The sequence below is a fragment of the Streptomyces sp. NPDC039462 genome (assembly GCF_055639375.1).
This window is the reverse complement of the sequence record NZ_JBVKAO010000001.1, coordinates 1,707,923-1,721,300: the sequence shown is the minus strand read 5'-3', so window position 1 is coordinate 1,721,300 and position 13,378 is coordinate 1,707,923. Positions and strand designations below refer to the sequence as shown.

Here is a 13,378-nt window from a genome sequence, read left to right as displayed (position 1 = left end):
TCACCCGTTCCGATAAGCGTCGCGCAGCCGCGACTTCGCCAGCTTGCCCGTGGGTGTGCGCGGCAGGGACGCGGTGAAGTCGACGCTGCGGGGAGCCTTGTAGTGCGCGAGGCGGTCCCGGGCGAAGGCGATGAGTTCGCGCTCCAGTCCGGGTCCGGGCTCGACGCCCGGCTCGACCTGGACGACCGCCTTGACCGCCTCGCCCATCTCCGGGTCGGGCACCCCGACGACCGCGACGTCGGCGACGGCCGGGTGCAGCACGAGGACGTCCTCGGCCTCCTGCGGGTAGACGTTCACACCGCCCGAGATGATCATGAAGGCCTTGCGGTCGGTGAGGAAGAGGTAGCCGTCCTCGTCGACGTGGCCGATGTCGCCGGTGGTCGTCCAGTTCGGGTGCTCGGGGTGCTGGGCCTCGCGGGTGCGGGTCTCGTCCTTGTGGTAGCGGAAGGACGGTTCGTCGCGCTCGAAGTAGACCGTCCCGGTCTCGCCGGGCGGCAGGACCCGCCCCTCCTCGTCGCAGATCCGCAGGGTTCCGAGGAACCCGTCCCGGCCGACGGACCCGGGCTTGCGCAGCCACTCCTGCGGGGAGATGAAGGTGATGCCGTTGCCCTCCGTCGACGAGTAGTACTCGTACAGGACGGGCCCCCACCACTCCATCATCCGCCGTTTGACCTCGATGGGGCAGGGCGCGGCGGCGTGGATGGCGACCTTCATCGACGACAGGTCGTACCGCTCGCGCACCTCCGCGGGGAGCTTCAGCATGCGCACGAACATGGTCGGCACCCACTGACTGTGCGTCACCCTGTGCCGCTGCACGGCCGCGAGGGCCGCCTCGGCGTCGAAGGACTCCATCAGGACGACGGTGCCGCCGAGCGCGGTCACCACACCGCAGAAGCGCAGGGGTGCCGCGTGGTAGATCGGCGCGGGGCAGAGGTAGACGGTGTCCTCGCCGAAGCCGTACATCGCCTGGAAGACCACGGTGTACGTCGTGGGCCCGTCCCGCACGTCTCCTTCGGGGAGGGCCGGCTCGATGCCCTTCGGCCGTCCTGTGGTGCCGGAGGAGTAGAGCATGTCGGTACCGAGCGGCTGCCGCTCGGGCGGCACGGCGGAGGCGGCCTCCAGCGCCTTGTCGTACGACCCGTCGTCGAGCCCGAGCACGAGCTGCGGCCCGCCCGCCAACTCCGTTACCTGCGCGCCCAGTTCGGCGAGCGATCCGGCGACGATCAGCGCGCCCGCCCCGCAGTCGCGCACGATGTAGGCGGCCTCCTCCGCCGTCAAGTGATGGTTGACGGCGGTGAGATAGAGCCCGGAGCGCATGGCCGCCCAGTAGACCTCCATGGCGCGCGGGTCGTTGTCGCAGAGCAGGGCGAGGTGGTCGCCCCGGCGCAGACCCGCGGCCCGCAGATGGTCCGCGAGCCGCAGGGAGCGTTCTTCGAGTTGTCCGTAGGTGAGGGTCCGTGTGCCGTCGGCGCTGACGACGGCCGTCCTCGCGGGGTCGTACGCTCCGGGATACATGGGGCGCAAGGTACGCGCCTCTCAGGGGCGCGGGGAACTGCGCGACCGGCCACATCGGACCCGCGGGTCCCACCCGGCCCCACCGCCGGAGCTACCGGCTCACCTTCCGGGTGGCCCGCAGCCACTCCTTGTTCATCGCGGCGATGGACGGCAGCGGAATGCCCTTCGGGCAGGCGGTGGCGCACTCGCCGGTCAGCGTGCAGCCGCCGAACCCCTCCGCGTCCATCTGCGCGACCATGTCGAGGACCCGGGTCTCCCGCTCGGGCGCACCCTGCGGAAGCACGTTGAGGTGGTTGACCTTGGCCGAGGTGAAGAGCATGGCCGACCCGTTGGGGCAGGCCGCGACGCACGCCCCGCAGCCGATGCACTCGGCGTGCTCGAAGGCGAAGTCGGCGTCCGGCTTCGGCACCGGGGCCGCGTGGGCCTCGGGGGCGGAGCCGGTCGGGGCGCTGATGTAGCCGCCGGACTGGATGATGCGGTCGAAGGCGGAGCGGTCCACCACCAGGTCCTTGACGACCGGGAACGCGGCGGCGCGCCACGGCTCGATGTCGATCGTGTCGCCGTCCTTGAAGGACCGCATGTGGAGCTGGCAGGTGGTGGTGCGCTCGGGCCCGTGCGCGTCGCCGTTGATGACGAGCGAGCAGGCGCCGCAGATGCCCTCGCGGCAGTCGTGGTCGAAGGCGACGGGGTCCTCGCCCTTGACGATGAGCTCTTCGTTGAGGGTGTCGAGCATCTCCAGGAAGGACATGTCCGAGGAGATGCCGTCCACCTCGTAGGTGGACATCGCGCCGTCGGCGTCGGCGTTCTTCTGGCGCCAGACGCGCAGGGTGAGCTTCATGCGTAGCTCCGCTGAGTGGGGTGGACGTACTCGAAGACGAGGTCTTCTTTGTGAAGGACGGGGGCCTCGCCGGTGGCGGTGAACTCCCAGGCGGCGGCGTAGGAGAACTCCTCGTCGCGGCGGGCGGCCTCGCCGTCGGGCGTCTGCGACTCCTCGCGGAAGTGACCGCCGCAGGACTCGGCGCGGTGCAGGGCGTCGAGGCACATCAGCTCGGCGAGTTCGAGGTAGTCGACGATGCGGTTGGCCTTCTCCAGGGACTGGTTGAACTCCTCGCCGGTGCCGGGCACCTTGATGCGGCGCCAGAACTCCTCGCGGATCTGCGGGATGCGCTCCAGGGCCTTGCGCAGCCCCGCCTCCGTGCGGGCCATGCCGCAGAACTCCCACATGACTTCGCCCAGTTCGCGGTGGAAGGAGTCGGGGGTGCGGTCGCCGTCGACGGAGAGGAGGAGGTTCAGCCGGTCCTCAGTCTCGGCGAGGACCTCCTGGACGACGGGGTGCTCGTCGCTCACCTCGTCCTTGTGCGGGTTGCGCGCGAGGTAGTCGTTGATGGTGGACGGCAGGACGAAGTAGCCGTCGGCGAGGCCCTGCATGAGGGCGCTCGCGCCGAGCCGGTTGGCGCCGTGGTCGGAGAAGTTGGCCTCGCCGACCGCGAAGAGGCCGGGGACGGTGGTCTGGAGGTCGTAGTCGACCCACAGGCCGCCCATCGTGTAGTGCACGGCGGGGTAGATCCGCATCGGCACCTCGTACGGGTTCTCCGCGGTGATCCGCTCGTACATGTCGAAGAGGTTGCCGTACTTCTCCTCGACCTTCTTCTTGCCCATGCGCCGGATGGCGTCGGCGAAGTCCAGGTAGACGCCCTGCCCGCCGGGCCCGACGCCGCGCCCCTCGTCGCAGACGTTCTTCGCGGCGCGGGAGGCGATGTCGCGGGGCACGAGGTTGCCGAAGGAGGGGTAGATGCGCTCCAGGTAGTAGTCGCGCTCGTCCTCGGGGATCTCGTTCGGCGGCCGCTGGTCGCCGCGCGCCTTCGGCACCCAGATGCGGCCGTCGTTGCGCAGCGACTCGCTCATCAGGGTGAGCTTGGACTGGTGGTCGCCGGTGCGCGGGATGCAGGTGGGGTGGATCTGGGTGAAGCAGGGGTTGGCGAAATAAGCGCCGCGCCGGTGGGCCCGCCAGACGGCGGTGGCGTTGGAGTTCATGGCGTTCGTCGACAGGTAGAAGACGTTGCCGTAGCCGCCGGATGCGAGGACGACGGCGTCGGCGAAGTACGTGTCGATCTTCCCGGTGATCAGGTCGCGGGCGACGATGCCGCGCGCCCGCCCGTCGACGACGATGACGTCGAGCATTTCCGTACGCGGATGCATCTCCACGTTCCCCGCGGCGATCTGCCGGCTGAGCGCCTGGTAGGCGCCGAGGAGCAGTTGCTGCCCCGTCTGGCCGCGGGCGTAGAAGGTGCGGGACACCTGGACGCCGCCGAAGGAGCGGGTGTCGAGGAGCCCGCCGTACTCGCGGGCGAACGGCACGCCCTGCGCGACGCACTGGTCGATGATCTCGACGGAGATCTGCGCGAGGCGGTGCACGTTGGACTCGCGGGCGCGGAAGTCGCCGCCCTTGACGGTGTCGTAGAAGAGGCGGTGGATGGAGTCGCCGTCGTTGCGGTAGTTCTTCGCGGCGTTGATGCCGCCCTGCGCGGCGATCGAGTGGGCGCGGCGCGGGGAGTCCTGGTAGCAGAACTGGACGACGTGGTAGCCCTGTTCGGCGAGGGTGGCTCCGGCGGAGCCGCCGGCCAGGCCGGTGCCGACGACGATCACGGTCTGCTTGCGGCGGTTGGCCGGGTTGACCAGCTTCGCCTCGAAGCGGCGGGTGTCCCAGCGCTCGGCGATCGGCCCGCCGGGGGCCTTGGTGTCGACGAGCGGCTCTCCCGTCGTGTACGCGGAGTACTCACTGGAGTGGTTCATGGGTCAGCTCACCAGTCCGGTCATGACGGCGACGGGTACGGAGACGAAGCCCACGGTCAGCACGACGGCGAGGCCGTTGGCCAGGGGCTTGAGGACGCGGTCGCGGGTCGCGGTGCCCACGCCCAGGGTCTGTGCGGCGCTCCACAGTCCGTGCCGCACGTGGAAGCCGACGGCGACCACGGCGACGATGTAGATGACGTTGCCGTACCAGGTGGAGAAGGTGTCGATGATGTTCTGGTACGGGTGCAGGTGCTGGTAGTTCCCCGGGTGCACGGTGCCGGTCGTCAGGTCGAGGATGTGCCAGACGATGAAGAGGGCGAGGATGATGCCGCCCCAGCGCATGGTGCGGGTCGCGAAGCTCGCCTCGCGCCTCTTGTGCACGTACTGGGTGGGGCGCGCCCTGATGTCGCGGCGGCTCAGCTGGTACGCGGCGGTGGCGTGCGCGACGACGGCGACGACGAGCACCACGCGGAGCAGCCAGAGCGTCCACTCGTAGTGCATGAAGGGCTCGCCGATCGTGCGGAGCCAGTGCGCGTAGTGGTTGATCTCCGCCGGGCCGAAGAAGATCTTCAGGTTCCCGATCATGTGCAGGAACAGGTAGAGCAGCATGATCAAGCCGCTCACCGCCATCACCGTCTTCTTGCCGATGGTGGAGTCCCACAGCGTGCGGGTCATGGACGGTCGTTTGTCCGTCCGCGTTGCCAGAGCCATGTCTGAGACGCTACGGCCGAAAGTCCCCATCGGTCCAAGAGATGGTTCGGCTCATCTCCATAGCCTCTGCCTATCGGCCGCCGTATCCTGCGGGTATGCAATTCCAGCAGCTGCACTACTTCGTCGCGGTCGCCGAGACCCGGCACTTCACGCGGGCCGCGGAGGCGGTGCACGTCTCGCAGCCGTCGCTCTCGCAGCAGATCCGGGCGCTGGAGAAGGAGCTGGGTGCGGAGCTCTTCAGCCGGGCCCGGGGCAACATCACCCTCACCGACGCGGGCGAGGCGCTGCTGCCGCTGGCCCGCCGGATCCTCGCCGACGCGGACACCGCCCGGATCGAGGTGCAGGAGCTGGCGCAGCTGCGCCGCGGCCGCATCCGCCTCGGTGCCACGCCGAGCGTGTGCACGGGTCTGCTGCCGGACGTGCTCCGCGCCTTCCACGACCGCCACCCCGGCATCCAGCTCCTCATCGAGGAGGGCGGCTCCCACGATCTCGTACGCGAACTGGCGCGCGGCGCCCTCGACCTGGCCCTTGTGGTGCTGCCGCTGCCGTCGCCGTCACCCGCCCTGACGACCGTGGAGCTGCTCCGCGAGGACCTGGTCGTGGTGTCATCGCCGACCTGGCGGGGCCTCGGCGGGGCGGTCCGGATCGCGGATCTGCAGGGCGAGCGCCTCGTGATGTTCCGGCACGGCTACGACCTGCGGGAGCTCACCGTCACCGCCTGCCGCGCCGCGGGGTTCGAGCCCGAGTTCGCGGTGGAGGGCGGCGAGATGGACGCGGTGCTCGGCTTCGTGCGGGCCGGGCTCGGGGTGGCGGTCGTCCCGCGCATGGTCGCGGAGCGCTCCGGACCCGACCTGCGGATGACGCCCCTGGCCAGCCCGAGCCTGCACCGCACGATCGCGCTCGCCCACCGCAGCGACGTGGCACCGCCGCGGGCGGCGCGGGAACTCCAGCGGATGCTGCTGGCCCGCTGAGGCAGCGCGTTAACGTGCCTCTTTCCTGGGCGGCAGCGTGCCCGTCGAAGGGTCACGGCCCGTCAGGCAGTACGTGCCGCCCGCCGGGTCCCGCATCACGAGCCAGTGCGCGCCACGCGATACGAAGACCGCCCCGTGGCTCTCGTGCCGGGCGCGCACCGCGTCCGGGTCCGAACAGGCCAGGTCGAGGTGGGCCCCGGTGCGCCCGTCCGGGCCGAGACGCTGCAACAGGAGCCGGACCGGGAGGTCCGGAGGCGACTGCACGACATGGAACTCGGAACGGCTGCCCGCTACGGACTCCCACCCCGTGAGCGCCACCCAGAAGGCGACTTCCCTCTCGTACGCCTCCGGGGTCACATCCAGGCACACCTGGTCCAGGCGGCTGGTGGCACCGCCGGGCACCTCCACCGGCGCCGGTCGGGCCGTCTCCCCCGCCCAGGGCACGACGCAGAACAGCTGCCCGCCCGGCGAGCGCAGGACTTCGAGGCCCTCCTCCGCGTGCACCGGGGCGGCGCCGAGGCCGCGAGCCTCCCGCGCCGTCGCGGCGACGTCGTCCACCGCGAGGTCGAGGTGTGCGCCGGCGGGCCCCGCCACGGCCTGCGCCTTCACGCACGCGTCGGCGGGGGCGCGCGGCAGCAGCGTCGCGAACTCGGCGTCGGCGCCCCGGAGTTCGGACAGGCGCGTGCCGGTGACCGCAGTCCAGAAGGCGCAGGCCCGGGCGAAGCGGTCGCGGGGCCGGTCGATGAAGGCGTACGTCCAGCGGATCACGGGTCAGCCCGTCGCGTCGGCGAGGGCCAGCTCGTGCAGCCGGTCGGGCGGGCCCGGGCGGGCGTAGTACCAGCCCTGCGCCGTGTCGCAGCCGAGCTCCCGCAGCTGGTCCGCCTGCGCGCCCGTCTCGACGCCCTCGACGGTGACCGCGAGGTCGAGACTGTGCGCGAGCGCGACGATCCCCTCGACGATCTTCAGGTCGACGGGGTCGGCGGGGAAGTGCTGCATGCCCTGGGTGAACGAGCGGTCCAGCTTGAGCACGCTCACCGGCAGACGGCGCAGGTTGGCGAGGTTGGAGTAGCCCGTGCCGAAGTCGTCGAGCGCGATGTCCACGCCCATCTCGGCGAGCCTGCGCAGCGGCTTGAGCAGGTCGTCGTCGGCCCCTATCAGGGCGGACTCGGTGACCTCCAGGCAGAGTGCGCCCGGCTCCAGGCCCTCGCGCTCCAGGATGTCGACCGTGTCGGAGACCAGGCCGGGGTGGGTCAGCTGCATGGGTGAGAGGTTCACGTTGACGCGCAGGGGCCCGGCGGCGGCCGCCCCGTCGAGGGTGCGCGCCTCCCACAGGCGGGCCTGGCGTACGGACTCCGCGAGGACCCAGCGGCCGAGCGGCACGATCAGGCCGGTGTGCTCGGCGAGCGGGATGAAGCGGTCCGGGCCGATGACGCCGTGCTGCGGGTGCAGCCAGCGCACCAGCGCCTCGGCGCCGCGCACGCTGCCGTCGGCGAGGTGCACGAGCGGCTGGTACTCGATGAAGAACTCGCCGCGCTCCAGGGCGGCGGGCAGCGCGGTGGTCAGGCCGTGCCGGGTGATGGCGCGCGCGTCGGCCTCGGGGTCGGCGAGTTCGTAGCGGTTGCCGCCCGCGGACTTGGCGCGGTACATCGTGATGTCGGCGCTGCGCAGGACCTCCGCGGCGCCGCGCTCGCCCGCGGGGCCCTCCACGATGCCGATGCTGCCGCGCACGGTCAGCTCGCGGCCGTCGACGCGGATGGGGGCGGCGAGCGCGTTCATGATGCGTCCGGCGAGCTCGTCCACCTCGGTCTCGGTGTCCGGTCCCGTGGTGAGCGCCACGAACTCGTCGCCGCCGAGCCGGGCCACCATCTCGCCGGGAGCGGTCGCGCAGGACTGCAGCCGGTCGGCGACCTCGACGAGCAGCCGGTCGCCTGCCGCGTGCCCGAGGCTGTCGTTGACGGTCTTGAAGCCGTCCAGGTCGAGGTAGCAGAGCCCGAAGCGGGCGTCCGCGCCCGCCGCGAGGGCCTTCTCCAGACGCTCGAAGAACAGGGTGCGGTTGGGCAGGCCGGTGAGCGCGTCGTGCGTCGCCTCGTACCGCAGGCGGAGGTTGAGCAGGCGGCGCTCGGTGGTGTCCTCCATCAGCGCCAGCTGGTACTGCGGGGCGCCGTCCGCGTCGCGCAGCAGCGACACGGTCAGGTTCGTCCACAGCACCGTGCCGTCGGGGCGGTAGAAGGCCTTCTCCACGCGGTAGTGCTCACGCTCGCCGCGCACGAGCTCCTCGTACAGCTTCCAGACGTGCGGCGAGTCGTCAGGGTGGGTCCACTCCCCCACGTTGCGTCCCCGGAGCTGGTGCTCCAGGCCGCCGAACATGCGGATCAGCGCGTCGTTGACCTCGAGGATCCGGCCTTCGAGATCCGCGATCCCGATGCCGATCGCGGCGCCGTGGAAGACGGCGCGGAAGCGGGCCTCGCTGGCGTGCAGGGCCTCGGCGACGGCGCTGCGCGCGCTCAGGGCGGCGCGGGAGATCGCTTCCTGCTCGGCGAGGGTGCGTTCCCGCAGCGCCTGGGCGAAGCCCGCGGCCATGGCGTGCTGGATGCGCGCGGAGCGGGCCCGCAGCGCTTCCTGAGGTCCTTCGCCGCCGCAGTAGAGGACCAGATAGGCGTCGACGCAGTCGAGGGTGCGGCTGAGGGCCTCGGGGTCGGTGCAGTGCGTGCCGATGAGCGCGGCGCCGACGGCCCGGCTCTTCGCCGCGTCGAAGACCCGCTCCTGGAGCGCGTCGTTCAACCGCCTGGCGAGCGGCACCAGTTGCTGCTCGAACTCGGGACGGGTCAGCGAGGTGGCTGTCACGGGGAAGATCGCACGGCTCCAGATGGTGGCGAACCTGCGGAGTCTGCCCTCGGGTCCGTCCTGCTCGCCGCTCAACGCTTCCGTCCCACGCCCGCGAATCCCGAGAAGGAGTACGGGTCCTCCTCCTCGGGCGCGGTGTCGGGCCGCCAGTGCGGCATCGGCACCAGGCCGGGTTCCACCATGTCGTATCCCTCGAAGAACCGCGCGATCTGGTCGCGCGAGCGCATGATCAGTGGATTGCGGATGTTCTTGTATACACCGACCGTCCGGCCGGCTTGCTCGGGGGGAACGGGGATCCCTTCGTACGAGGCGTGACTGAGGATGACGAGGCTGCCGGGCGCAGTCGCGTCCCGCAGCTCGGCGACCGCCGCGCAAGGATCGTACGCGTCCTCGACGAAGTGCAGGACGGCGACGAGGAGGAGCGCCACCGGGCGGTCCAGGTCGAGGACCGAAGCGAGCTCCGAACTGCCCAGAATGTCCCGGGGCTTGCGCAGGTCGCCGGCGAGGGCCGCGGTCCGCTCGGTGCCTTCGAGCACGCTGCGGCTGTGCGCGACGGCGACCGGGTCGTGGTCCACGTACACGACGCGGGCCTCGGGGCTGGCCTCCTGCGCCACCTCGTGGACGTTGCCGAACGTCGGGATGCCGGAGCCGATGTCGAGGAACTGGGTGACGCCCTCGGCGACGGCGTGGCGCACCGCGCGCCGCATGAAGGCGCGGTTGGCCTGCATGATCTTCGGGAGGCCCGGCATGTGCTCCATGGCCTCGCGGGCCGCCTCCCTGTCCACCTCGAAGTTGTGCGAACCGCCCAGGTAGTAGTCGTAGATGCGGGACACGCTGGGCATCGAGATGTCGATGCCCGGCGGTGCCCAGGCGGGACGCTCCATCAAGACTCCAAGGCGTAGGGGGCGGAACGGGCGATCCGGTGTTCGAGGGTGAGGCTACTGATCGTCCGCCAAGGGAGCGAGTCAAACCGGAAATTGGTCGTCCGTTCTCGGTCACTGCCTTTGGCAAGTGCCTTATCCCACACGAAGGACCGGCCCGTCCCCTCCCTGTGATATGGGAGGGGACGGGCCGGTCTGTCCGATTGCCGCTCTGGCCGCTAGGGAGCGCCCACCGCTTTCCCCGAGGGGCTCGCGGCGTACCAAGTGCCGCCCACGCCTTGGCCGTTGGTGTCCCCGGGCTTCTTGTCACCGGCGAAGGTGTACAGCGGCCAGCAGTCGATCGTCTGCTGCTTCTTGCCGTCGGGCCGGTCGAAGACGGTAAAGCCCTTCTTGAGGATTCCTCGAGTGGCGCTCTTGTCCACGGGCTCCACGACGGGCCACTTGTCGAGGCAGGCGCCGGTGCAGGCCGACTTCATCGGCCAGGCGGAGTCCTTCGTGAAGCGGTAGACGGTCATGCCGTTCTTGTCGACGACGATCTCGCCGAGCTTCGGGTCCTTGCGGGTGGACAGGCCCGCGGGGTCGACGGGGGCGGTGTCGGCCGCCGGTGCGGCCTTCTTGCCGTCGGGGGCGGCCGCGAACCAAGTGCCGCCGACTCCCTGCCCCTTGGCGTCGCCAGGCCGGGTGTCCTTCGCGTACCGGTACATCGGCCAGCCGTCGATGGTGAGCTGCTTGGTGCCGTCGGCGGCGGTGACCTCGCCGAGCAGGGACGCGTCGACTCCCGGCGGGGCCTTGGAGCCGTCGGCCGCGACGACGGGCCACGCCTTCAGACAGGCCGCGTCGCAGTTGGACTTGGGTGGCTGGGCGGTGTCCTTGTCGAAGCGGTAGAGGGTGAAGCCCGCGCTGTCGGTGACGACCTTGCCGAGCTTCTTGCTGTCCCACACGGCGAGTTGGCCCGCGGACTTCGCTTTGGCGCCCGCGCCCTTGTCGGCGGCGCCGGAGTCCTCCCCGTAACCGTCGCCCGCGCCGTAGCCGTCGCTCTTCGCGGGTGCCTCGTTGCCCACGTTCTGCCCGTTCGGAGACTGGTCGCCCTTCTCCTGACCGCACGCCGTCGTCAGCGCCAGCAGGGCCGCGGCTGTCGCTACGAGCGAGGCGTTCCGCCTGGCCCGGGGGGAACCCCCACTTGGATGCAGCATCCTTGACTCCCAGTGTCAGCACAGGTGTTGTGGCGCCCGGTTGCGTCACACATGGCCCTAGGTACGGGCCGGGACGGCCGTCGCGTTCAACCCCGCCGCAAGATTCTTTGTGCACCGGGGAGCGGCGGAGCCGGGGACGCCCACGGTCGAACCCCTGTCGGGGGCGGGTCCTTCCTTCGGGTCATTCATGGGCTTCGCGGGCGTGCCGAGGGCGTACGCGGCTCATGCTCCCCGTCGTGCACGGAACTCCACGAGCCTTGTCGCCCCTAGTCGCACGCGTGTTGGCGCTCGTCGCGCTGGCGTTGCTGCTCGCCGCGTCGACGGCCGCCGGCTCCGCCTCCGCCGACAACTGCGGGTACGCGTCGATCAATCAGAACGGTGGCGCTTCGGGCGGCGACAACGTGGCCGTCTCGGGCGACGGCGACTGCTGGGCCGGGCCCACACACCACCCGAAGCCACCGCCGCCGCCACCGCCTCCCCCGCCACCGCCCCCACCTCCGAAGCCGCCCGCCCCGGAGCCACCCCCGCCGCCCGCTCCGGCACCACCGCCCGAGCCGTCCGCGCGGCCCGCGGCACCGCCGCCCCCGCCACCCCCGTCCGCCGCCCCAGCACCCGATCCGAAGCCCGAACCCAAGCCCAAGCCCAAGCCCTCCGCCCGCCCTCCGAAGCCGAAGCCCCCCGCGGCCGTGAAATATCCGGAGTACAAGGCCCCGCCCCGCAAGCAGCCGCCGCGCCACGGCCCGTCCCTCGTCTCGCTCACCCTGCTCATCACGGCGCCCGCGGTGCTCGCCGTCGCCGCGCTCCGCCCGCGCTGACCGCCGGAGGTTTCCATGTCGGAATGGCTTGTTCTCACCCTCGCGATGGTGGCCGCTTGCGGTGTTGTGCTCATCGTGACTCTGCTGCGCCACCGCAGGACCGGCGCGGACTACGACGCGTCCGAGACCCCGGACGTCATCGAGTACATGACGATGATGATCGGTGTCGTGTACGCCATCGTCCTCGGTCTGGCCATCGCGGGAGTGTGGGAGGCGCGCGGCGCCGCCCAGGAACACGTACGCCTCGAGGCCCAGGCGCTGCACGAGGTCTCGGAGCGGGCGCGGATCTATCCCGAGGAGGTCCGGAACCGTATCCGCGCCGATGTCCACACTTATGTCAGCCATGTCGTCACCACCGAGTGGGACACCATGAGGTCCAAGAACGAACTCACCGACCGCGGCGCGGAGCTGCTGGCCCGCATCCGGCACGACGTGACGGACTACGAGCCGAAGTCGGACTTCGAGGCGCAGGCCTATCAGCCGCTGGTCGACTCGGTGGCGGCCGCGGACGACGCCCGCAGCGCCCGCGCGGACAGCGTCGGCGCGACCATGCCCGCGGTGGTCTGGTTCGGCCTCATCACCGGAGGCCTGGTCACCATCGGCATGCTCTTCGCCCTGCAGATCCGCCGCACCCCACGCGAACTGGTCCTCGCCGGACTCTTCTCCGCCCTCTTCGCCTTCCTGCTCTTCCTCATCTGGGACTTCGACGCGCCCTACAGCCGTGGCGTCGCCGCGACGGCGGAACCGTTCAGGGCGCTGTTCCCGGATCTCGGCGGCTGACCGGGTCCCGCCCCTCGACGCGGGGAGCCGGGCCTGCCCGTCAGCTCCCCGCGCCCCGGCGGCCGAACCGCAGCTTCCACGGGGTGATCGCCGACTCCGCCTGCACCCGCAGGCTGAGCTTCGACTCGCCGCTGGCGCGCTCCTCGAAGGTGATCGGCACCTCGACGATGCGCAGACCGCGGCGGATCGCCCGGTAGTTCGTCTCGACCTGGAAGGAGTAGCCGTTGCTCCGCACCGACGGCAGGTCGATCGCTGCCAGCGCGGTGGCCCGCCACGCCTTGAAGCCCGCCGTGGCGTCCTTGACGCCGAGCCGCAGGACGGCGTTGACGTAGAAGTTCGCCCAGGCGGACAGCGCCTTGCGGTGCCAGGCCCACTCGGTGGCGAGCGCGCCGCCCGCCACGTACCGCGAACCCAGCACGACGGCCAGGTCGTCGCCGCCCGCGAGCAGGGTGCGCACCATGAGCGGGAGCGCCCGCGCGGGGTGCGAGAGGTCGGCGTCCATCTGGACGACCACGTCGGCGCCGTCGGCGAGGGCGCGGGTCATGCCGGCCACATAGGCACGGCCGAGGCCGTCCTTCTCGGTGCGGTGCAGGACCGTGACCGTTCCGGCCGACTCCGCCGCGATCCCGTCGGCGACGTCGCCGGTGCCGTCGGGCGAATTGTCGTCGACCACGAGAACGTGCAGGTTCGGCAGCTCCAGCTCCTTGAGCAGCCCGACGAGGCGGGGCAGATTCTCCCGTTCGTCGTACGTGGGGACGACCACCACGACCTTCGGGGAGGCCGCGTCAGCAGCCCGGGACGCCTGTTCCACGATCATTCCCCCGTGCGATTCTCCGTGCGGTCGGCACCACAGTACGACAGGGATCTTGAAAGTA

At 71.1% G+C, this 13,378-nt stretch carries 12 protein-coding genes; 3 read left to right on the top strand and 9 right to left on the bottom strand.

Annotated features, from left to right (window positions below):
• From ACZ7LU_RS07135 to ACZ7LU_RS07120, 4 genes are all read right to left on the bottom strand, one after another.
• A complete protein-coding gene (locus tag ACZ7LU_RS07135; RefSeq protein WP_471915959.1) occupies positions 1-1,515 on the bottom strand; it encodes an acyl-CoA synthetase in 1,515 nt (504 codons plus the stop codon).
• 91 nt (positions 1,516-1,606) lie between these two features.
• A complete protein-coding gene (locus ACZ7LU_RS07130; protein WP_398298725.1) occupies positions 1,607-2,353 on the bottom strand; it encodes a succinate dehydrogenase/fumarate reductase iron-sulfur subunit in 747 nt (248 codons plus the stop codon).
• Positions 2,350-4,308 carry a fumarate reductase/succinate dehydrogenase flavoprotein subunit gene (locus ACZ7LU_RS07125; protein ID WP_468084101.1) on the bottom strand — a complete coding sequence of 653 codons (1,959 nt, stop codon included), beginning with the start codon at positions 4,306-4,308 and terminating at the stop codon, positions 2,350-2,352. Before ACZ7LU_RS07125 ends, ACZ7LU_RS07130 begins: the two co-directional genes overlap by 4 nt.
• A gap of 3 nt (positions 4,309-4,311) precedes the next feature.
• A complete protein-coding gene (locus ACZ7LU_RS07120; protein WP_398298729.1) occupies positions 4,312-5,019 on the bottom strand; it encodes a succinate dehydrogenase in 708 nt (235 codons plus the stop codon).
• Between the two features lie 95 nt (positions 5,020-5,114).
• Here ACZ7LU_RS07120 and ACZ7LU_RS07115 point away from each other — a divergent pair, with 95 nt between their 5' ends.
• Positions 5,115-5,990: a LysR family transcriptional regulator gene (locus ACZ7LU_RS07115; protein WP_468559125.1), complete on the top strand. Its 876-nt coding sequence runs from the start codon at positions 5,115-5,117 to the stop codon at positions 5,988-5,990.
• Between the two features lie 9 nt (positions 5,991-5,999).
• Here ACZ7LU_RS07115 and ACZ7LU_RS07110 read toward each other — a convergent pair whose 3' ends face one another.
• The 4 genes from ACZ7LU_RS07110 to ACZ7LU_RS07095 form a co-directional block, all read right to left on the bottom strand.
• A complete protein-coding gene (locus ACZ7LU_RS07110) occupies positions 6,000-6,758 on the bottom strand; it encodes a VOC family protein (protein ID WP_471915958.1) in 759 nt (252 codons plus the stop codon).
• A 3-nt stretch (positions 6,759-6,761) separates the two neighbouring features.
• Positions 6,762-8,909, bottom strand: a complete 2,148-nt coding sequence (locus tag ACZ7LU_RS07105; protein ID WP_470979463.1) for a putative bifunctional diguanylate cyclase/phosphodiesterase — start codon at positions 8,907-8,909, stop codon at positions 6,762-6,764.
• A complete protein-coding gene (locus ACZ7LU_RS07100; RefSeq protein WP_468559119.1) occupies positions 8,906-9,718 on the bottom strand; it encodes an SAM-dependent methyltransferase in 813 nt (270 codons plus the stop codon). Before ACZ7LU_RS07100 ends, ACZ7LU_RS07105 begins: the two co-directional genes overlap by 4 nt.
• Before the next feature lie 215 nt (positions 9,719-9,933).
• The gene (locus ACZ7LU_RS07095) at positions 9,934-10,908 is read right to left on the bottom strand and encodes an SCO0930 family lipoprotein (RefSeq protein ID WP_468084095.1); all 975 of its coding nucleotides are present in this window, start codon (positions 10,906-10,908) and stop codon (positions 9,934-9,936) included.
• 278 nt (positions 10,909-11,186) lie between these two features.
• Between ACZ7LU_RS07095 and ACZ7LU_RS07090 the strand changes: the two genes are divergently transcribed.
• Together ACZ7LU_RS07090 and ACZ7LU_RS07085 are read left to right on the top strand one after the other, a co-directional pair.
• Positions 11,187-11,723, top strand: coding sequence for a hypothetical protein (locus tag ACZ7LU_RS07090; protein ID WP_471915957.1), 537 nt, complete (start codon positions 11,187-11,189; stop codon positions 11,721-11,723).
• A gap of 15 nt (positions 11,724-11,738) precedes the next feature.
• Positions 11,739-12,503 carry a bestrophin-like domain gene (locus ACZ7LU_RS07085; RefSeq protein WP_471915956.1) on the top strand — a complete coding sequence of 255 codons (765 nt, stop codon included), beginning with the start codon at positions 11,739-11,741 and terminating at the stop codon, positions 12,501-12,503.
• A 40-nt stretch (positions 12,504-12,543) separates the two neighbouring features.
• Here the strand turns inward: ACZ7LU_RS07085 and ACZ7LU_RS07080 are convergent, their stop codons facing one another.
• Positions 12,544-13,320 carry a polyprenol monophosphomannose synthase gene (locus ACZ7LU_RS07080; RefSeq protein ID WP_398298744.1) on the bottom strand — a complete coding sequence of 259 codons (777 nt, stop codon included), beginning with the start codon at positions 13,318-13,320 and terminating at the stop codon, positions 12,544-12,546.
• Between the last annotated feature and the right edge of the window lie 58 nt (positions 13,321-13,378).